At 45.2% G+C, this 20867-nt stretch carries 13 protein-coding genes; 5 read left to right on the top strand and 8 right to left on the bottom strand.

Going from position 1 to position 20867, the window contains the following annotated elements:
* Positions 1–4: 4 nt before the first annotated feature.
* The 6 genes from AC438_RS09455 to msrA form a co-directional block, all read right to left on the bottom strand.
* A complete protein-coding gene (locus AC438_RS09455) occupies positions 5–826 on the bottom strand; it encodes a mechanosensitive ion channel family protein (RefSeq protein WP_053981017.1) in 822 nt (273 codons plus the stop codon).
* Positions 827–910: 84 nt separating this feature from the next.
* Positions 911–2059, bottom strand: coding sequence for an OmpA family protein (locus tag AC438_RS09450; RefSeq protein ID WP_053981016.1), 1149 nt, complete (start codon positions 2057–2059; stop codon positions 911–913).
* A gap of 332 nt (positions 2060–2391) precedes the next feature.
* Positions 2392–4782 carry a CHASE2 domain-containing protein gene (locus AC438_RS09445; protein WP_053981015.1) on the bottom strand — a complete coding sequence of 797 codons (2391 nt, stop codon included), beginning with the start codon at positions 4780–4782 and terminating at the stop codon, positions 2392–2394.
* Positions 4783–4790: 8 nt separating this feature from the next.
* Positions 4791–6125 (bottom strand): FecR family protein, encoded by a 1335-nt coding sequence (locus AC438_RS09440; RefSeq protein WP_156312393.1) that lies wholly within the window; start codon positions 6123–6125, stop codon positions 4791–4793.
* A 336-nt stretch (positions 6126–6461) separates the two neighbouring features.
* Positions 6462–7157, bottom strand: a complete 696-nt coding sequence (locus AC438_RS09435) for a response regulator transcription factor (RefSeq protein ID WP_053981013.1) — start codon at positions 7155–7157, stop codon at positions 6462–6464.
* A 342-nt stretch (positions 7158–7499) separates the two neighbouring features.
* Positions 7500–8132, bottom strand: a complete 633-nt coding sequence (msrA, locus tag AC438_RS09430) for a peptide-methionine (S)-S-oxide reductase MsrA (protein ID WP_053981012.1) — start codon at positions 8130–8132, stop codon at positions 7500–7502.
* 376 nt (positions 8133–8508) lie between these two features.
* On the opposite strand from msrA, the gene AC438_RS09425 reads away from it, so the two are divergent.
* Positions 8509–8895 carry a DUF2750 domain-containing protein gene (locus AC438_RS09425; RefSeq protein ID WP_053981011.1) on the top strand — a complete coding sequence of 129 codons (387 nt, stop codon included), beginning with the start codon at positions 8509–8511 and terminating at the stop codon, positions 8893–8895.
* Positions 8896–8983: 88 nt separating this feature from the next.
* Here the strand turns inward: AC438_RS09425 and AC438_RS09420 are convergent, their stop codons facing one another.
* Both AC438_RS09420 and AC438_RS09415 read right to left on the bottom strand, forming a co-directional pair.
* Complete coding sequence (locus tag AC438_RS09420) at positions 8984–10369, bottom strand: DUF1552 domain-containing protein (RefSeq protein WP_053981010.1); 1386 nt, start codon at positions 10367–10369, stop codon at positions 8984–8986.
* An 11-nt stretch (positions 10370–10380) separates the two neighbouring features.
* Positions 10381–13242 carry a malectin domain-containing carbohydrate-binding protein gene (locus tag AC438_RS09415; RefSeq protein ID WP_162230723.1) on the bottom strand — a complete coding sequence of 954 codons (2862 nt, stop codon included), beginning with the start codon at positions 13240–13242 and terminating at the stop codon, positions 10381–10383.
* Between the two features lie 829 nt (positions 13243–14071).
* Between AC438_RS09415 and AC438_RS09410 the strand changes: the two genes are divergently transcribed.
* The 4 genes from AC438_RS09410 to AC438_RS09390 all read left to right on the top strand — a co-directional run bounded on the left by AC438_RS09410 (position 14072) and on the right by AC438_RS09390 (position 20725).
* The gene (locus tag AC438_RS09410; protein WP_082354066.1) at positions 14072–15493 is read left to right on the top strand and encodes a helix-turn-helix domain-containing protein; all 1422 of its coding nucleotides are present in this window, start codon (positions 14072–14074) and stop codon (positions 15491–15493) included.
* A 315-nt stretch (positions 15494–15808) separates the two neighbouring features.
* Positions 15809–16015, top strand: coding sequence for a cold-shock protein (locus AC438_RS09405; protein WP_053981007.1), 207 nt, complete (start codon positions 15809–15811; stop codon positions 16013–16015).
* Positions 16016–16571: 556 nt separating this feature from the next.
* Positions 16572–17627 carry an efflux RND transporter periplasmic adaptor subunit gene (locus AC438_RS09395; protein WP_053981005.1) on the top strand — a complete coding sequence of 352 codons (1056 nt, stop codon included), beginning with the start codon at positions 16572–16574 and terminating at the stop codon, positions 17625–17627.
* Positions 17627–20725: an efflux RND transporter permease subunit gene (locus tag AC438_RS09390; RefSeq protein WP_053981004.1), complete on the top strand. Its 3099-nt coding sequence runs from the start codon at positions 17627–17629 to the stop codon at positions 20723–20725. Before AC438_RS09395 ends, AC438_RS09390 begins: the two co-directional genes overlap by 1 nt.
* The last annotated feature ends 142 nt before the right edge of the window (positions 20726–20867 follow it).

Genomic DNA, 20867 nt, shown 5'->3' with positions numbered 1-20867 from the left:
TAGATTAGTTTTCTTTAGAGACATGCACGTCCATTTGAGGAAAGGGTATTTCAATACCGGCCTGATCAAATCGAAGTTTAATTTGCTCATTTGTAGAAAAATATAAAGGCCAATAATTTTCGGTTTTCGTCCATATACGGAAGGCAAAGTTAACCGATGAATCTGCCAGCTCGGCTACACCAATCGTGATGCCTTTATCGATTAGTACTCGATCATCTGAGTTGGCAATTGCTTCAAGCTCTTTACGTACTAAGTTTAAATCTGCGCCATACCCTACACCTACAGTAAAATCAACACGGCGCTCAGGTTGAGTAGAATAATTAGTAATATTACCGCCCATGACAGAAGCATTAGAAATAGTCACTGTCTTATTATCACCTGTTGTTAGAATCGTCGAAAATATCGAAACATCTTTAACAACACCAGAAGCACCACCAGCCTCAACAAAATCTCCCAATTTAAATGGGCGGAATAAAATCAACAACACACCTGCAGCAAAATTGGCTAAAGAACCCTGCAATGCAAAACCTATAGCTAAACCTGCCGCACCAATAATTGCAACAAAAGATGCCGTTTGCACACCCAATTGCCCAAGAGCAGCAATAATAACCATGGTAAACATTGCATAATATACAATATTTTTAGTAAAACTAATAATAGTTGCATCAACTTTACGCGAAGCCATTCCCTTTTCAAGTAGACTCGCAACTGCTTTAGCAACCCACTTACCAATAAGGTAAACAGCAAATGCTAAAATGATTTTCATGCCATAAGTCATGATTATTTCGGGGGCCTTATCAATTAAGCCTTGAATATTCTCATTCATATTTTTATTCTCATAGGGAGGTTGATTTTACGAATAGGTCACTACGGACTTATAATCACCTATTCGTGATCTATGTGCCACTCACTATTTAGCTTGTGGAACTTGAATTGTAGCGCTAACCACAGCTTCAACACGTCTATTTTGTGCGCGACCTTCTGCTGTGGCATTGTCAGCAACAGGCGAAGCTTCACCTAAGCCACGAGCCGTAACACGATTAGCACTAATACCGTTCTCGGTTAATAAAACAGCTACTGCTTCAGCACGCTTTTGTGACAACTGTAAGTTATAACCTTCACTGCCGCGATCATCGGTATACCCCTTAATAACCACCTGACTTTTAGGGTATTCGCGCATAAATTTAGCCAGTGAAGTAATTTGTGTATCGTTAGGATTAAGCACTGTGGCAGCATTATTAGCAAACTGTAATTTCAAGGTTACCGTACGATCCTCACTTAATAATACATAACAACCTTTATTGTCGACTTTTGCGCCAGCTTTGGTATCAGGGCAGTTATCTTGGCTGTCATTCACGCCATCTTTATCAACATCAATGAAGGAAGGGCAACCCGTACTATCGACAACAACGCCGCTTGCAGTACCTGGACAGCTATCTAAACGGTCAGCCACGCCGTCATGATCAGCGTCGGTATTTTTGATAGGTTTGGCAGGTGCTTTACCGCCAATTAAAAAACTTAAGCCTAAATTGAAGGCACCTTGCGTGGCGTGCTCATCAAGATGATGAATAAGACGGATGTCTGAGCGCAGCGCAACAATATCGCTAAAGGCATGTTTAATACCAATGCCCGCATTAACAAGGGTGTCATCGATTTTTGAGCCATTATAAGTTAGCTCGCTAACGCCTGCCCCCATAACACTGTAAAGCTGAGTTTTATCGGTGCGGTCTAAGTAATAAAGTGCATCTAAACGCAAATGCTCTTCATCGGCTTCTTCGCTTGACTGGTTAAAGTTTGGCTTGCTGGCAAGGTAGGTAAGCTCTGCCGCCCAAGGGCTAGCAAATTGGTAGCCCGCGCCCAGGCTCACAGTATTACTATCATCTAAACCAACTTTACTACTCTCATGTGTATGACGCCCAATAGCGGGTGTAAGGGTGAAGCCTGCGCCATCATGCAAGCCTTCACTCATGGCAGCATCTGAGCCGAGTGTAATAAGAACCATAACGGCAATTAGCTTACGCTTTTGAATTCGTGTGAGGGTATTTGAAGTTGAAATCATAGGTACTTCCATTAAATAGTGCATGTTTAATCGTTGCGCTATTGTGGACAATACTCACAATAAAGTGTGTAAAACGTTGTAAAATCACCCAATGACAAGCACCAAAGTGTGAGTCTATAAGAGAGGCAATCGTGTAGCCTTTTAGTTGTAGTTGTAGTTGTAGTTGTAGTTGTAGTTGCAGGCAACCTTAGAGCTGCCGATGTGTACACAACTCAATCTATATTCGCATACATACTTGGGCAAGAAGTTATAATGGTCGCCATGATAAAGCACATAATAATACGCTAACGACAGCAATAAATATAATTAAGGGAGGCACTCAATAATTGGACTCAATCCATAAAAGTCAGTTTTTTAAGCGGGAATAGGCACGTAATTATACAGCCTGCATTAAGCTCGCTGCGCAATTGCAGCTGCCCTAAATGATTCTGAACTACTGTCTTTATAAAGTATAGCCCAAGCCCTGCTCCCTCTGAGGCCGAAGCATCGCGTGTAAATCGCTCAAATGCGTGAGCTTGTTGAGCTAATGTCATGCCTATACCAAAATCTTGCACCGTCAGAGCAATTAACTCACCCCCGCTATCATTCACACCCTCTTGCTGCGGCTGGGCGCTATTGGCATGAGCAGCTGTGAGCGCTAAAGACAAAATCACACCACGTGTAGAAGCACCATATTTCACGGCATTAGTTAATAAGTTTACTACTGCGCGCTGCAATAACTCATAATCACCATCTAACCAAAATTCATGCTCATCAAACTCACAGATTAACGGGCAATGATGTTCGCGCGCAAAGGGTAATACTTGCTCATAAGCATCTTCACATACGGCTAATAAATCACACAATACCGCTTGATTAACTGACAGTTGCTCTGCGCGATTAAGCTGCAACAGGCTTTCGGAATAAGCTAAATTACGATTGGCGTAGCGCTCAATCTTTGCCAACAAGTCAGTCAATGCGTGATCATCTTGGTCGTTAACAGTGAACATCTCACGATGATGCTTGATTAAAGAAATGATCGAGACTAATGGTGAGCGCAAATCATGTGAGATGAAATTTAATGTTTCTTCACGTAAACGCTCACTAGCTTTTAATTCAGAAATATCTGTTAACGTTAAAACACCTACAGTCACAGGCTTACTTTTGCCCTCTAGCTGTATTTTACAATGCTGCAACTGTAAAAAATAACTCGCGAGCAAACCTGCCTCATCAGGTACTAGCGCTTCGGCAGCACAGCACAATGTCTCTTGCTGGTTAAAAGTATCATGAATAAGCACAGCCCAAGATTCCACATGAATATTCAAGCTGTGCTCAATATCAAAAATACTCTCGCTATGCCAACGAGGTAGCCATGCCGTAGCCAAGGTATTCACTAAAAAACAGCAGCCTTGATTACTGAATATAATGCAGCCCTCTTGTAAACCCGACATACTTTGCTGTAAAAGATTGTAAGAAACTTCTTGCTTGAGTGAAATGGCTTCTAGCTGCTCAATAGTTAATGCTACGGTGTCTGATGCAACCAGCCAATGAGGCTTTGAAGGCTGAACATTAAAGTGCTCAACTAATCGAATACTTGGCGGGCTCTTACGCTGATGAGCCAGTAATGAACGCTTTAAATAACGCATCGCCAACTCTAATCTCAACCAACTCCATAATGGGTAAAATAATAGAGTGGCCATTAATAACGGCGCTACTGGCAACCATCTATTCCAAACCACCAACAAATAAAAAGCCACGCTAGACTCTACTAGCAGTAGCGCGCTAACCCCAAGCAATAACTTCGATGACGAGAGCACGGATATACCCGCCAAAAAAAGCACTAGCAAAGCCCCCAGCAACAGTGCACTCAAGCGCCCTTCGTATAATTGAATTAAAGTACCCTGATATAAATGATGATATATCAAAGCCGTGATTTCAACGCCGGGTAAGCGCCCTACTGGCGTTGTTAATATATCGTGTACACCGGCTGCCGTCGCACCGATAAAAATAGTTTTACCTGCCAAAAAATTAGTCGGTATACGCCCTTCAAGCACATCGATATAGGATATTTTAGGGACACTGTCTGCAGGGCTAAAGGGAATAAAATTATGAAAGTCACGATAAATCAATAGCGCTGATAAACGCTCAGCAGGTAAGGCACGTGCTCCCACTGTATTTTGCGTGAACGGCCACAGAGCGGCACTAAGATGTGGCCACCGAGGTTGTCCAACCCCTTCGCGCAAATATAACGAGCGGCATACACCATCAAAGTCACAATTAATATGCGCATGACCTATGGCTTTAGCTGGCTCATAAAAGGTCATCGCGGGCACCACCTCGATCAATTGCCCTTGGTCCCCTAGCGGTTCAATCGTCATAGGCAATATAACCTGCCCATGCCGATCAATAGCTGCAGCTAACGCTAAATCTTCACTGGATATACTTGCATCCGAAAACAATACATCAAAATAAACAGCTTTTGAGCCACTATCATAAAGTTGATTAATTAATTGCGCATGCACATCACGAGACCAAGGCCAGCGCCCAATACTCGCAATACTCTGCTCGTCAATGGCAATAATGACACTATCTGTTAACACAGTTGGCTTGCGCCACTGCTGTGCAGAATCATATAAAAGATAGTCAATACTTAATAGCCACTGCCGCTCATAAGCCAATACTGCTAAAGCCGCCAGCACGATAGGTAATAAAACTCTACTGCCCCATTGCTTTAACAAAAACATACGGTTGATTACAGCGCCAACATAAGCATAAATAAAATAGTCGCAATCATACCCTGAGGGCCAGCTTGTTTAACCTGAACTTGCGTGCCAGCTAAACCTATGCGGCCTTGCTCATCAACAGCAATCACACGAATATATAAGCCTTTTTCCTCATCTGTTAATTGATAAGTGGTTTGACAAGTATAATCAATGAGAATGGGGGATGAAAAATCGCTATCGACACTACCCTCTATGCGATACATATTAGCGTGCTCAATAGACGGCCACTGCAACTGATTATCATTGAGTGCAAGTTGCTTGATGGCAGCTAAAGGCTTAGCGGCACATAAATGACGAACCGCAGGCATGCCTTGTAAATTAAATGCATCTATTGCACTAACACGTACTGTAAAACACTGATTCTGCTCAATCGGTAACAACCACGTGTGGCCTACCTGATAATGGCTAGAAATGACTTCTTCTGTTTTATCTGATACTAATAGCTCAACTTTGTAACGGCTGGCTTTGGGCTGTGCATTCCACAATAGAGTATAGGGAAGATGAACATCGTTAATCGCAGTTACCCAAGTGACTGCTGGCAATAACGCGATAGGCGAGCCTAGCACTTCATTTTTTTTAACGCTAAGACCGTATTGTTTTTCCACATCAACGGCTTGAAGTACCGTATTGTTTTTGCGTGCTGCAAGACTGGCATTATGCGGCTTTGCAATGTTCACAAGCCCCTCAAAAACCTCTCCTTGCATTTGCCCCTCACTGGTACTTACTCTAAATTCGGTACCGCGCACCGCAGCAATTGCTGAGGGGGTCGAAACACTAAAATTCGATCTTGGCTGACGCTTTGGCACACGCGATTTGGCCGCACCCGACAGCAAATTTAATTGCGTATTGACCATACCAGTACCTTGATGCTGGGTGAGGGTGTCCATCACGATATGCGAATTCTCTTCTACAACCAGCAACGCTCCATCGGCAAATTTGAGTGTCACACTGCTTTGTGACGACACCTTAACTTCAGCACCCATCGTAAGTTTATCATCAATCTGCGCCGGCTTTAGCTCCCCGCTGGGTAGAGTCAACTGCACCTCGCCGACCACAAACATAATGACAGCGGGTACCGGTTGCACTTTTAACCACCCAACAGGAAACTTAATACGCGTGCCCGGCGCTAGTGAAGGCGGGTAACTCACACCATTATATTCACCAATCGTTAACCAGCAGTTTTTTTGCGTAGTATAGGTCAAGCAGAGATCCCACAGCGTATCATTGGGCCTGACGGTATATGCCCAATCTTTGGCATAACTGGATGTTACACTACTAACACTCAAAAAAATTAACAACGCCATGTGAAGCAAGCGTTTGCAAAAAAAGGCTACCAAAGCAATCCCCCTATGTTTTGCCTTAAAAATACAGTTAGCCGCAACATCACAGCGCTATAATAAAAAACGCTTTCAGCGATCGTAATGTTCCGCCTTATGATTAATGTGCGCCCTATTCTTAATATAGTAGCGGTACCTACAACTATGAGAAGTACCTGTATATGACTTAAATAACAAAATGTGGCGCAACAACAACGTGCATAACAATAATATGCATAAATAATAATGTGAGCGGACCTTGCAAGAAGACGGAGCTGTGCAGTCAATTTTTAGGGCAAGGTTTCAAGTCATCACTCATACTCACTATAGTATTGACTCTTCGAGCAGGTGCAGCCGGTAACCATGTTGATAAATATTTTTGACGCCATAGCCTGTGCCTGCACCCAACTTTAAGGCCCGCCTCACTCGGCTCACATGTACATCCACAGTCCGCGTATCAAGGCTACAATCTACACCCCATACTGTTTTTAACAAAAATTCTCGCGATAGTACTTTGCCAACATTTTGAAATAAGCATAAAGCCACGGCATAATCTTTACGTGTCAACTTTACAGGCTCACCGCTTACAGATACCGTTTGCGACTGTGTATTAAAATCAATAGGCCCAAAAGTCATGACCTCGCTAACCTCCACAACACCCGCTCTACGACCTAGCGCAGTAATACGTGCTAATAACTCAGCTTGGCGTACAGGTTTTGTCAGGTAATCATCAGCGCCCGACTGTAGAGCCGTGACAATGTCAGCCTCAGTATTACGCTGCGTTGAAAATAAAATAGGAATTTGACATTCATATTGCCCTCGCAAAATCGCCAAAACCTCTAACCCAGTTTTATCAGGAACTTGCCAGTCTAAAATAGCGAGATCCATAGCTTGCTGGCGGTATAATTCTAAAAAATCATCGCCGCTAGCCGCATGAGCAACTTGATGGCCCGCGCCATCTAGCCACGCTATCAGCAACTGAGCTTGTGCGGGGTCATCTTCTAAAAGTCCTATTAGCATGCAAAACCTCTAATAAAAGGCACTCAAATAATGTAAAACGCTCACTTAATAACAGCAACAATAAAAACAACATTGGGCAATGCACAGGTCAAGCGCCTGCTAACACTCGAGAAGAGTGAGCCCAGCAGCAACCCACCTGTACTTTAAAAAAGACGCGTTTAAAGAGTTACTCAAAAACGAAGTACTGATGGATACCTAGCCATTATTTCGGCAACACTATAGCGCAATACAACAAAGTATCCATTGGAATACTGAGTTTACGCCAATTATGCCCATAAAAAACTTGAGGTAAAAATCAACACCGCCTTTCAAGTCACTCACCATAAGAGTGCTCAGAGGTATTTAGGCTAAATCGACTCCGCAACCGCCAATACCGCAATAACCATTAGGGTTTTTCTCTAAATATTGTTGGTGATACTCTTCGGCGTAATAGAACTCGGTCGCTGGTGCAATTTGCGTAGTAATTTCACCAAAACCTTTTGCATTGAGCGCGCTTTGATATTCAGTTTTACTGGCAAGCGCCTGCGCTAATTGAGCCTCATCAAAAGCATAAATACCCGACCGATATTGCGTGCCTTCATCGCCACCCTGGCGCATACCTTGAGTGGGATTATGCGACTCCCAAAACACCTTTAATAGCTGGGCAAAAGTCACCTGCTTTGGATCATAAATAACCAATACGACCTCACTGTGTCCAGTTGAACCAGAGCATACCTCTTCATATGTAGGGTTTGGTGTAAAGCCAGCGCTATAGCCTACGGCTGTAGCACTAACACCTTTGACCCCCCAAAGTTTGCGCTCAGCCCCCCAAAAACACCCCATACCAAATAGCGCCCGCTCTAAGCCCTGTGCAAAAGGTGGCACCATAGTATTGCCGGTCACACAATGAATACCGGTAATTTCCTGTACCGTTTCGCGGCCTTTTAAAGCGTTTTCAGGTTTAATCATTTGAGATTTTTCGGGTTTTAAAAACATAGCTGTACCTAAATTTGCTGATTATATGTAGTCATCTAGTTGAATAACCATATTTGACAACGCTTACGCATTCAAGCCTGCCATTAGATCGCTGATCGTGTATTCAATGCAAATTTTATAATATTTACTCTTCAAGCACCGTATTTATCCATACTGCGCGCCCTTTTACTGCACGCTGATGCCAGCCTCAATAAACCGCTCAAACCTCCCCTTGCTAAGTTTGCCTGAGCTGGCTATCTAGGCTTTGCTTGATGGCTTTATTATCGATTAAAAATTTTCTCATTACTCAAGAAATGGTAACCTGCATACAGCCCAATCCATCATATGAGTTACATCTCGTTGATCTCATCTTCCAATACTGACTAAGACAAAAATCATGACGTATACATTAAACGATGTAAAAGAGCTTTCTGGCGAAGATCGCTATGATTATTTTTTAACCGTGGCCGCCGAGCAAAGAGAGTTATGGATTTTAATCAATGACAAGCAAGAGTTTCTTAAGCTATACAGTGACGAGTTGGAACTAGAAACCTTGCTGGTATGGCCTAGCGCAGACCTAGCCACACAGTATGCTCGAAGCGCCAGCGAGGCTTTAAGCGCAAAGAGTATTGCACTACCGCAGTTTTTTATGAAATGGGTTGAAGGACTAGAAGCCGATCACCTCCAGGTCAACGTATTCCCCAACGATACCGATGATGCTTGGATCATGACAGCTAAAGAGCTCAAGTCCGAACTACAAGACGTGATTAACAGCGCCTTTTAGCTTGCCAAGGCAATAAGCCCTCAAATGATTAACTCAAGGGCTTATTGAGGCTAAACCACTACGACCATGATAAGTAGCAGCGTAGCGCCTAAGCTAACACGCCAGGTAACACGCCTTGAGATACCTCAGGAATACCAAAGCGGTTAATATCCGTGAAGCCCATCGCGTGAGCTGCCGTCACATACATGTCTCCGTGCCCGCGGCGATTGCTCGAGAAATCAAAAAAGTTGCCCGTCTTTATCGCACCACCAGCAGAGCCAGCCGTAATATAAGGAATATTACGCCTATCATGCTCACCCCGATCGTTTGAATGCTCGCACGTCCATATAATTAACGTATTATCCAGCATAGTGCCGCCAGCCTCGGGAATGCTTTTCATCTTTTTAATGAGGTAGTCAAAGCGCTCGGCATACCACTGTGTAATTTTATTGCGCGCATCTTTTTTCGCTTGGCTAAAAATATTACTGTGAGTGTAGGAGTGGTGCCCCTCGGTTAAACCTTTGCTGGTAAATTTAATACCGTTAGCCGAGTTAGACCACATTAATGTGGCAACACGGGTACGATCACAGGCAAAACCCTGCACAATCATATCCATCATGTTTTCACCATCAATTTGGAAGCGCTCATCTTGAGCCCCTTTTTCCGCTTTCAGCGTAGGCGGCATACACGCAACACCACCGGTATTACTCTCTTCAAACGCCAATTGCTGCTCCAGTTGGCGCACAGCATCTAAGTGATCTTGCATTTTTTGCTTATCGACATTCGATAGCACTCGCATCACGGCATTTATTTCAGCGGTCGCATTATCAATAACGCTACGACGCTCGGCAAGTCGACGCTGTAATGCCAGATCCCCACCACTACTGGCATCACTGCCATCAAAAATTTGGCTGTGTAATGTTTGTGCATTTACCTGCGGATATAACGAGGCGCCCGCGCGACTGTATACCTGATGATAAAAAGAGCCTCGCCCAGTTTTAACACCGGCATAAATAAAGGGCATTGCCGTTTTCGTCGCGTCGTTGGCCATGAGCCGCTGTGAAATCACTTGATCGATCGACTTACCTTTAGAGTGATAAACGGCTGTCTGGCTATTGGCATCTTCATTAGCATTTGCGCGCTCGGTCACCGCTGCGGTGAGTAGGTGTGGCGCTAATGCTGGGTGGCTATTCGTCACTTTATATAAGTTCGTATTGTAAGCCTTGAAGTCGATACCCCTAAATATATTGATATCTTTTTTATGCTTATTCAGCGCACCAAAAGCACTACCATTAACGTAGTCGGCCCCAGGCTTAGTGGGCGTAGCGCCATCACCTAAGCCATTAGGCGTTGTAACAATTAATAATCGCTTGGGTCCATCGCCTGCGGCAGCCTCTGCATTCAATACCGGAATAAAAGGAGCTGCCGCTGTTATCCCTAAGGTTTTTATCACAGTACGACGAGAATAGTTATTAGCAATATTGTGTTTTTTCATGGAATGTACCTCTAAGGCGCAGTGCGACGGTGGCGGAATGAATCACTAAGAACAATCGAGGTCATAACATCTAAAATTGACCCACCCTCAGCGGCAGCTAACTCATTAACTTTACCCAAAGAACACGTATCTTTTGTAGAAGCTTTACGACCTACAGCAAATTCAAACCAGTGATAGTTATAGCACTGACTGACATCATTACTGCTCGCTAGCTTATCTTGTAGCTCTTTAGCACCTTCAAAGTCACCATCGACATCGGTTAACAAGAAGTTACCCGATATATCAATATCAAAACCACCGGGCACCGCAGCGGTAGCTGGGTAGCGATCGCGCCAATGGCCTTCGTCATCATAGTGATCAAAGGGGAAACCCAAAGGATCCATCAATACATGACAACCGCCACAACCTGGATCTGTGGTATGTAAAGCAAATAAATCGCGTGGGTTTAATGAGTCATCAGCTTCTGGTATGGCTTCGGCCGCGTTAGGTGGTGGCGCTGGAATAACGCCGCACAGCACATGCTCTCTCAAGAAAATACCACGCACAGTTGGAGAATCATTACTGCGTAAAAAGGGTGCGCGCGCTAACAATCCTGCGCGACGGTTAGGGTTAAGTGCGTATTTGTCATACCCGTTTGCACCGGCTTCAATAGCATCGCCTTGCACTTTATATAAAGCCTTTGTATGCACATTTAAAAAACCATAATCTACTTCAAATAAAGCTTTATAAGAGCCCTCATCGGCAAAGGTAACGGCGCTCACTGTGCGATTAAAATCGACCATAGCAGCTACTTGCTGATTATAGCCATTAGTCCCGGCATCAGGGTTTTTGACCTTCATCCATTCCCGATGGAATAGCATCACCGCACCTTTAGCTCGTGCATCCTTCAGCATACGAGTCGCTTGCGCTTGTATTTGCTGGTTGGTTTTTAGTTTTCCCTGCTTGGCCAAATCTAACAATGTATCATCGGGCAAACTACGCCATAAGAACAACGCTAGGCGGGCAGCCAACTCATATTGCGTTAACGGCACCACTTGGCCACTGCCCTCTCCCGTCTCCACATAGTATAAAAACTGCGGTGCGGTTAATAGGCTCTGCACCAACACCGCGATGCCACGATCAAAGCCGATCGTTAAGTTTTCAGCGCCTTGTCTGACCTTGGTGAAACTCGCCATAAACCGATTGACCTCAGCATTGGTTAAAGGCCGACGAAACGCTCGACGCCCAACAGTCTCTAGCCCCTGCTTGGCGCAAGCATATGTTTTATCCGTACAAGGCATCCACTTCGGTAAAGTTTTTAGGGCTTCATCGGCAACTGTAGCCGCTACCGCAAAGTATTGCTCAACTTGTCCAGGCTCGGCCGAACGCGTGGTATTAATAAAAAAGTTACCCACTAATTGGTCTGCACTAAAGCCTTTGGTAAAGTTACCTGTGACTTTAAATAGGTCGGCCACCATACGGTTATAATCTGCACTAGCCACACGGCGCAAATGATTAAATTCTGTATTCGGTGCTCCACAGCTATTGGTATCGCCGCCTTTATCTAAGAAGTCAGGGAGCTCTACTGGCGGGTTATCACCGTAACCGGCAAATTTGCGATGAATATAATCTGCGATACGCTTAGCACAGGACCCTGTACACGCTTGCGGGAATTTAAAGGGCATGGTGCCGCCAATATAATTCTCGAGCACTTTTTGATCGCCGCACACCGTGCAACGGCTTGCGACTAGGGCATCACCGAGCTCTGTGCGTTTTTCACCATTCGGGCCGCCATGACACGATGCACATAGGCGATCGTACTGCTCCCCAGGCCATTCAATGCGCTGAACTTTGATGTACGATACCGTCGGATTGTGAGTCACCGCCTTAAAGTCGATATTAAGTTTACCATCAGTGATTTTGACGTTTTTAACGCGTTTTACCAAAGCTTCACGCGTACCGCCTGCCGCCTTAACGATATCCACGTTTGACAATTTAATATCGCCTTCGATCGCGACATTAAAAACCCGTGAGCCCGCGGTATGCTCTTCGACTAACTCGATAAAACCAAATTCAATATCAAAGGTTCCATTATAGAGGTTTAGCTCATATTGCGACTCGCCCCAACGCTCGGTAAAAAACAAAATGTCATCTTTAGTGTTGGCAATATCGGTAACGCCGCCGGAAACATCAGACACCTGTCCCCCGGTAAAACTGTTGTCAGCCTTAAACGCGATATGACCGTCGCCATCAGCGTTGTCACCGCCGGTGTTGATCGCTGCCACTGTCACGTAATGTAAGGGGCTATCTGGCGCCGCCGAAGAAGCCGCACTACTGGTAGAGGCCGCACTAGATGGTGCTTGCGAACCCTGCTGCGCGCACCAATTTTGTCCCGCTGTATCATAGAGATAAGCTGCCAGATCATCGCCGCAAGTTGCGTTACCCTCGGTGCAGTTAGAGCCGAAATAAACCGACATGTGCTTTTCAATATACACATCTAACGCACCTTCAGAAGGTTTACCGGCACCGATAGCACCATAAGGCGCATCAAAAATGGCAATGCTAGGGTTGGCACCAGCGCCAGGTGTTTTATTGGTACCATCTGGGGCACCATGACATGTCGTGCAGTTTAAGCCCGCCGCATTATAAAGCGCCTTTCCACGGTCGATATCTGCTTGGCAACCACTTGTCGAAGCTGTGATTGAGGATGACGCACTCGAAGAGACCGAACTCATCGGCGGCGTGCTAGCTGGCTCTGAGCTTGGCGAGTGACTCGAAACCACCAGAGATGAGGAGTTATTGGTAGAGGAGGCATCATCTTGCCCACCGCTACATCCTGCCACGCTTAGCGCCAGTACAACCCACAAAGGTCTATACAGATTCATCGTAAACATTGTAAATACCATGTTGTAAAAAATTATTAAATATGCCTTTAAAGACAATCGCACACCATCACGACATATTCTCTTGCCAAAGTTCTTACTAGCAGCAGTCGCTGAAAACTTAAGAACAGCCTCTTGCCTTGTTCACTTGTATACTTTTTTTATTCGGTAGTGGGAAAGATAACGGGTCTCAAGCAAAGACGATAGTGGGGAAAGTGAGACGCAGCGCAAAAAAGTAGGTAACGGGACTGCCGTCCCACACAATAAAAACAAAAATCACTTAAAAAACAGCCGTTTAAGTAATAATGACTAGAAGTCAATATTTGGGACCGCGTACTAAAAATAGCTAAATGGGACGTCAAAAAACTCACCATAGAACAAAAAAAGAAGAAAATTGAAGAAAATTCATGTACTTTATGACTTATTGTCGAATTTAAATGGGCTGTCTGTTCAGGAGCACAATAGAGAACACCAAAGCATAGATCCCAAAACAGCGTACTATTAGGTTATATCAAACACTCGCATCTGAGCACATATACTGTCTATTTTTTAGACAGCACGCTATTACCATGCGACCGCGGACAGTACAGCGCCCAACCAAGCGCCGCTTAAACTATGTAACCGGCAATAGTAAGAAAAGAGAAGCAAGAACAAAAGCAAGACGAGCGTCCTATAATGATCAATGCATTAATCCGTTGTCCCAAAACACCCCTGAGTAATGGCAGTTGGCTCAACTGGGCAGTACCGCCTAAACTTTGAAGGCTTTGTGTCAATAGCGCTAAAAAAATCGGTTTATCTATCCCTAGACCTGTTTCACACAACACTAAGATAAGTTACTCGCATGCAAGGCATTTTATTTTCAGTTACAGATCTTTCGCTTATCGCAACAATCCTCGAATGCGCATTAATGTTTTATTTGATCGCAATGACTCGCACCATTCCGGTCCCTTCATTACTATGCCGCTGTAGCTTAAGTCTTTTCTTTATTGCTATCGCCCTTGACTCAGTGGCCATGCTCCTCATTTGGCATGACGGTATCCGAGAAGCTTTGATAGCCTTCTCACCAATCACTCTCACATTAGCCACTTTGGCACTAACAGCCAAGGGGCCCTTACTGTATATTTTTATCAAAACAATCAGCCAACCCAATTTTACGCTCAAACCTATCCACCTGCTGCATACACTCCCCTTTTGGGGAGCACTGAGCATTATTGTTTTAAAAGACTTAAGCATTTACGAAATTGCCTCGACTCGTGACTCTGGCCTCACAAGCATGGGGTCGGTGTACTGGTGGCTACTAGCCCGCTCGGTACCTGCCGCCTACGCTATCGTAAGCATCATCTCTCTACGAAACATGAATGCACTATACGACTCGCACTATACCGGCAACGAATACCACTACACCTACTGGATTAAGCTGCTTTCGTTTGGTTTTTTAGCGCAATGGCTACTGGCGTTAGGGATTCACGTTGCCGGCCAGTCACTGCCCTCAGAAACCGCTAATTCGTTAGGTAAAGTCAGTGACTTTTTAGGCCTAATTTTAGTCAACGGCCTACTTGTCTATGCCTTTACTATGATTCGAACACTCACACCCATTTTAGGGAGCGACAAGCCGAGCCCGCACCTAGAGCCTACGGCTGCACTAACACAAAACTCTAAGCCGACTTTAAGTCATCACGTTAGCAGCCCGTCAGCGGCCCTAAACAAGACAGCGCATAATGCTAACAGCGCATCCACACCTCATTACCTAGCACCGACAATATCGGCACAGCATCAACAGCCCAAGCATACCAAGACACCTAGCATGATCGCGCATCAAATCAGTTCACCCGATTACAGACCAACACTCGCCACCCCCCCCACCGAAGAGTGTGACAGTGTTGCGATAGCCTTGATTCTAAAAGCCATTGAAGAGGATAAGATTTACCTCAGTCATACGCTTAATTTAGAAAAACTTGCCGTCGCCTTGAGCTTGCCAGCCAAAGAGGTATCACGCCTCATTAACACGTACTTTCAGCACAGCTTTTCTGAGTTTATTAACGCTTATCGCACACTCGAAGCCGAAAGAATACTCTCAGACCCTGAGCATAAAGAAACCCCTATTTTAGAAGTTATCTACCTTTCGGGTTTTAACAGTAAATCAGCTTTCCACCGATTTTTTAAACGCTTTACGGGCATGTCGCCCAGCGAATATAAAAATCAACTGGCAAAAAGAAATGACACCTTAGCTGTGCCTAAAAAGTCTGGCACTCACAACCTGTAACAACTAGGCCTCTATTTAGCGGAGCTTTACAGGTAAAGTATGCGCGATTAGCGGCCTACCGAGGCTAAAAAAATATTCACCTTTATATACCCACGTTAAAGGTTGAGCCCAGCATAAAATAAAACTAAGATAGCTCTAGACAGAGCAAGAAAACATCTATACAGTGACCGCAGCTAGAAAGAAGTCTCTTATTTACATGCTACATTTCGCTGTTTTATTCGTAATACTCGTCCTGCAGTTTTTAAGTTCAAGTCTACATTTTTACGCACCCCATGCCCATTTGGGCAACATAAATTAAAATTTCAGGATATTATTATGTCTACAGTTAAAGGTACAGTTAAGTGGTTCAACGAATCTAAAGGTTTTGGTTTTATTGAGCAAGAGTCTGGTCCAGACGTTTTCGCTCACTTCAGCGCAATTGCAAGCTCAGGCTTCAAAACCCTTGCTGAAGGCCAAAAAGTTGAATTCACAGTTACTGATGGCCAAAAAGGTCCTCAAGCTGAGAACATCGTTGCTATCTAATGGATTATTGATCTAATAGATAATAAAAAGGCAGATCTTCGGATCTGCCTTTTTTTTGCCTAAAATTTCCCTCTCCCCGAGCATCACCTCACATACACGGCTCTTGCCGCGTACGCGCCTGTTCATCGCAACTACAGGTGGCAACAGCACCCCATTGGCTTCGATTATCTCTGTCGGAGTATTTTATCATCGCAACCATGGAACTATTTGAGACATAGCGTACTAAAAGGCCGCACTTTATTTAGTCAAAAGATTTTAGGCCATTACAGTGATTATTTTAAAACGGCAATAATCAGTAGTACATAATGCACCTATTATTACACCTGCGCTGAGATGCAGAGTAATGAGACAAAGTACACTTACAATACTTCAGAAATCGCAAAACTGGGCAGCCTCTGATGGGTATTTGTCAATTTGACTAAGTAATGTCGTACAGATTTTACTTTTATACGTACAGTCCAGCGACTTTACATACATACTTTGAATGACACCAATTTGAGTGTCAGCTTTTATTTTAACTATCGCTCTGTTTACAGCGTACATATCGAGGTTTGACATGCGAACAATTGGTGCCCTTTTATTACTCAGCGTTTGCATAGCCATTGGCTGGCGCTTTTATACAACACACAACGCCAGCACGCAGCGCCCTTCAAGTGCGCCTGCGGTTGTGCTACATAACGTACAAAAGCAAACAGTCACTCAAACACTAGAGGCCATTGGCACCACCAAGGCCATAGAGTCTATTGAAGTCACTAGCACTATTGCCGAGCGCATCACCAGCCTCCCTATGCAAGAAGGTGCTAAAGTCAAAAAAGGCGCTGTTTTAATCGAGTTAGAAAAAGCTGAAGAGCAAGCCTTGCTCAAAAGCGCCAAAATCAATCTTAAAGAGCAAAAACGTGAATATGCTCGCATAGAAAATCTTGTGCGCACCAAGTCGATCCCTTCTTCAGAGCTCGATAAGCGTCAATCCTTAATCGATAATGCCGAAGCCCATATTGCTGAAGTGAGTGCCCGCTTAGCTGAACGGACCTTAACTGCTCCATTTGATGGTGTTGTAGGCCTTCGTAATTTAAGCGCTGGTGCACTCGCTCGCCCTGGTGACACCATCACCACTCTCGACGCAATAGAAAAACTCAACATTGACTTTTTTATCCCCGAAAAGCACTTGGGGCTCTTAAAGGTCGGTAACAGCGTCAACACTCAAAGCGCGGCCTACCCAGATCAAACTTTTACAGGCACTATTAGCACGCTCGATACCCGCGTAGACCCTGTTAATCGCAGTATTAAAGTACGCGCCACTATTGATAACAAAGCACTCAAGTTACGCCCAGGTATGCTATTAACACTTAATATTGTCAACAGTACGCAACAATTAATGATGGTGCCCGAGCAAGCGGTATTTATGCGTGGCCAACAGCACTTTGTCTACAGTGTCGATGCGCAAAATACCGTTACCGAAACACCCGTCAGCACAGGTGTTAGGCAAAAAGGCATTGTAGAAATCACTCACGGCCTAGCGCTTGGCGACAATATTGTTTTGCAAGGCTTATTAAAAGTAAAGCCAGGTAGCCAAGTAACGCCGCAAATAGAGCAATGGCGTGGTGACAACTAATGATTATTACCGACCTCGCCGTTAAACGGCCTGTTTTTGCTTCTGTTATTAGTTTGCTGATTTTAGCGTTTGGTTTAGTCGCATTCGACAAACTTCCGCTGCGCGAATACCCCGATATTGATGCGCCAGTTGTAACAATCGAAACCATTTACCGAGGCGCAGCTGCCGCTGTCGTAGAGCGTAGAATCACTAAAATTATCGAAGACAGAATATCGGGCATAGAGGGCATTAAAAACATCATATCCAGCAGTCAAGATGGCAGCTCCAGAGTCAGTATCGAGTTCAATATTACCCGCGATATCGACGGCGCTGCCAACGATGTGCGCGATAGAGTATCGCGTATTTTGGATCAACTACCCGAAGACGTCGACCCGCCAGAGGTCTCTAAAGCTGGGGCTGATGATGATACGATTATGTGGTTTAACCTTGTTAGCGACCGCATGAATTTACTCGAGTTAACCGATTACGCCAACCGTTATTTAGTCGACCGCTTTAGTGTACTCGATGGCGTGGCACGCGTGCGTGTGGGGGGCGGACTAGATTACGCCTTACGTATTTGGCTAGACCGCAACGCACTCGCAGCTAGGCAATTGACCGTCAGCGATGTTGAACAAGCCTTGCGCCGCGAAAATATCGAGCTACCTGCAGGCAGTGTCGAGTCGGATCAGCGACAATTCACCGTGCGACTCGAGCGCAGTTACTTAGATGCAGCGAGCTTAGGCGAGCTAGTTATTGTTAAAAACAATAACCATCTGATTAAACTGCGCGATATTGCTCGCATTGAGCTAGGTGCCGAAGAACATCGCAAATCATTCCGCGGCAATGGCGTACCTATGGTGGGCCTGGGCATTACCAAGCAGTCTACCGCTAATACTTTAGAGGTTGCCCGTCAAGCTCGTGCGTTACTCACCGAGGTCAACCGCGACCTACCCGCAGGTATGGAACTGCTCTCAAGTTACGACAGTGCCGTTTTTATTGAACAATCTATCAGCGAGGTCTACCAAACGCTATTTATTGCCATGGTACTCGTTATTGCTGTCATTTTTTTGTTTTTAGGCGATGCCCGTGCAACACTGATTCCCGCCATCACGGTTCCGGTGTCTCTGATGGGTACCTTCATTATTTTGTTAATGCTTGGTTTCACCATTAACTTATTAACACTACTCGCGATGATTCTGGCTATTGGTATGGTCGTCGACGACGCCATTGTGATGCTAGAGAATATTCATCGCCGTATCAGTGAAGGTGAGCCGCCGCTTGTTGCTGCTTATTTAGGCGCAAGAGAAGTATCGTTTGCAATTATCGCCACCACTGCCGTACTCATTGCCGTGTTTTTACCCATCACCTTTTTAGAGGGCGACTTAGGCAAGCTATTTACCGAGTTTGCTGTTGCAATGTCAGCGGCGGTTGGGTTTTCTTCGATCGTTGCTTTATCACTATCACCCATGATGTGCTCAAAGCTATTACAGGCCGATCACAAACCCAGCGCCGTCACCGTGAGAGTCAACAAGCTAGTTGACACGCTACGCGTTAGCTATCAAGCCTTCTTGGCTCGGCAACTCAAAAAACCTCTATTCACCCTAGGGATACTCATTAGTGCATTAGCCGGTTGCGGTCTCTTATTCACACAAGTACCCAGCGAATTTACCCCAAGTGAAGATCGCGGCGCATTTTTTGTGATTGTTTCTGCCCCCGAAGGCTCTAGCTTTGCTTATTCGCAAAGCTATATGGATGAAATAGAAAAGCGCCTCATGCCGCTTGTGGCAGACGGCGAAGTCAAACGCTTGCTTGTGCGCACACCCGGTAGCTTTAGCAGTACTGCTGACTATTCCGGCGGCTTTGTCATTGTTGTATTAGAGGATTGGGCCGATCGCCGCTCAGCCTTTACGATTATGGGTGATGTTCGCAAGCGTTTAGGTGACCTTGCCGGCGTACGAGCCTTCCCTGTGATGCGTCAGGCATTAGGTCGCGGTTTTGGCAAACCCGTACAATTTGTACTGGGTGGCAGCAACTACGACGAACTCGCCCAATGGCGCGACATACTCATGGAAAAAGCCAGCCAAAACTCGAATTTAATCGGGCTAGATCACGACTTCAAAGAAACAAAACCCCAAATACTCATCGACATCAACACTCAGCGTGCCGCCGATTTAGGCGTCAGCGCTCAGGAGATTGGTAATACATTAGCAACGCTACAAGGCTCGCGCCGTGTCACCACATTTGTGGAGCGCGGCGAAGAATATGATGTGATTTTAGAGGGCGAGCGCAGCCAGCAAAACACACCTATGGATATGGCCAACATTTACGTGCGCAGTCATAGCACCGGCGAGCTAATCACACTCGACAACCTTGTTAGCATCAAAGAAGGAGCCGATGCGACCAGTCTAAACCGCTACAATCGCATGCGCGCCATTACCCTCGAGGCTAACCTTGCCGATGGCTACACCCTAGGTGAAGCGATTAGCTACCTAGAGGCTTTAGCTAAAGAGCACCTACCCGCAGAAGCCGTTATTAGCTTTAAAGGGCAATCACAAGATCTTCGCGACAGCGGGCAATCGATTTACTTTATTTTTGCACTTGCCCTTATTGTTGTTTTCTTGGTACTCGCCGCACAATTCGAAAGCTATGTACACCCTCTGGTCATTATGCTCACCGTACCGCTCGCCATTTTAGGGGCACTCATAGGGCTGTACACCTTTGGGCAAACGCTCAATATTTACTCCCAAATAGGCATCATTATGCTGGTGGGTTTAGCGGCTAAAAATGGTATTTTAATTGTCGAATTCATCAACCAGTTACGCGATCAAGGCGTCGCCTTTGAGCGTGCCATCATAGAGTCTGCTGGCCAGCGATTGCGCCCAATTATTATGACAGCCATTACAACCGCCTTCGGCTCATTGCCTTTAGTCTTTTCCAGTGGTGCAGGCGCAGAAACGCGCATAGTCATTGGTATTGTTGTGCTCACGGGTATTATTGCTGCCACAATATTCACACTGATTATTGTGCCGGTGATGTATCAGCTCCTAGCGCGACATACCGGCTCACCCAAAGAGCTCGAAAAAGAGCTCGAAAAGCAATTGGCCAAACAAGCACGCTAAGGCCGTATACCTAGGCGTTTAACGCTTCGAGTAACACGGCCGAGGAGTAAGAACGCCTTATTATAAAGTGTCGCAGCTTGACTCCTATATCAGCCTAACGCACTCGCCGAGTGGTGCACAAAAGACTACACTCCTACACAAA

The sequence above is a fragment of the Marinagarivorans algicola genome, from assembly GCF_001292705.1.
GTDB lineage: Bacteria > Pseudomonadota > Gammaproteobacteria > Pseudomonadales > Cellvibrionaceae > Marinagarivorans > Marinagarivorans algicola.
This window is presented reverse-complemented; position numbering and strand designations above follow the sequence as displayed.

Excerpts from the sequence above, each read along its gene's own strand:
- AC438_RS09435 (WP_053981013.1), bottom strand. The coding sequence starts at position 7,157 with ATGCTAATAGGACTTTTAGAAGATGACCCCGCACAAGCTCAGTTGCTG.
- AC438_RS09415 (WP_162230723.1), bottom strand. The coding sequence starts at position 13,242 with ATGTTTACGATGAATCTGTATAGACCTTTGTGGGTTGTACTGGCGCTA.
- AC438_RS09455 (WP_053981017.1), bottom strand. The coding sequence starts at position 826 with ATGAATGAGAATATTCAAGGCTTAATTGATAAGGCCCCCGAAATAATC.
- AC438_RS09445 (WP_053981015.1), bottom strand. The coding sequence starts at position 4,782 with ATGTTTTTGTTAAAGCAATGGGGCAGTAGAGTTTTATTACCTATCGTG.
- msrA (WP_053981012.1), bottom strand. The coding sequence starts at position 8,132 with ATGTTTTTAAAACCCGAAAAATCTCAAATGATTAAACCTGAAAACGCT.
- AC438_RS09410 (WP_082354066.1), top strand. The coding sequence starts at position 14,072 with ATGCAAGGCATTTTATTTTCAGTTACAGATCTTTCGCTTATCGCAACA.
- AC438_RS09420 (WP_053981010.1), bottom strand. The coding sequence starts at position 10,369 with ATGAAAAAACACAATATTGCTAATAACTATTCTCGTCGTACTGTGATA.
- AC438_RS09390 (WP_053981004.1), top strand. The coding sequence starts at position 17,627 with ATGATTATTACCGACCTCGCCGTTAAACGGCCTGTTTTTGCTTCTGTT.
- AC438_RS09425 (WP_053981011.1), top strand. The coding sequence starts at position 8,509 with ATGACGTATACATTAAACGATGTAAAAGAGCTTTCTGGCGAAGATCGC.
- AC438_RS09440 (WP_156312393.1), bottom strand. The coding sequence starts at position 6,125 with ATGGCGTTGTTAATTTTTTTGAGTGTTAGTAGTGTAACATCCAGTTAT.
- AC438_RS09405 (WP_053981007.1), top strand. The coding sequence starts at position 15,809 with ATGTCTACAGTTAAAGGTACAGTTAAGTGGTTCAACGAATCTAAAGGT.
- AC438_RS09395 (WP_053981005.1), top strand. The coding sequence starts at position 16,572 with ATGCGAACAATTGGTGCCCTTTTATTACTCAGCGTTTGCATAGCCATT.
- AC438_RS09450 (WP_053981016.1), bottom strand. The coding sequence starts at position 2,059 with ATGATTTCAACTTCAAATACCCTCACACGAATTCAAAAGCGTAAGCTA.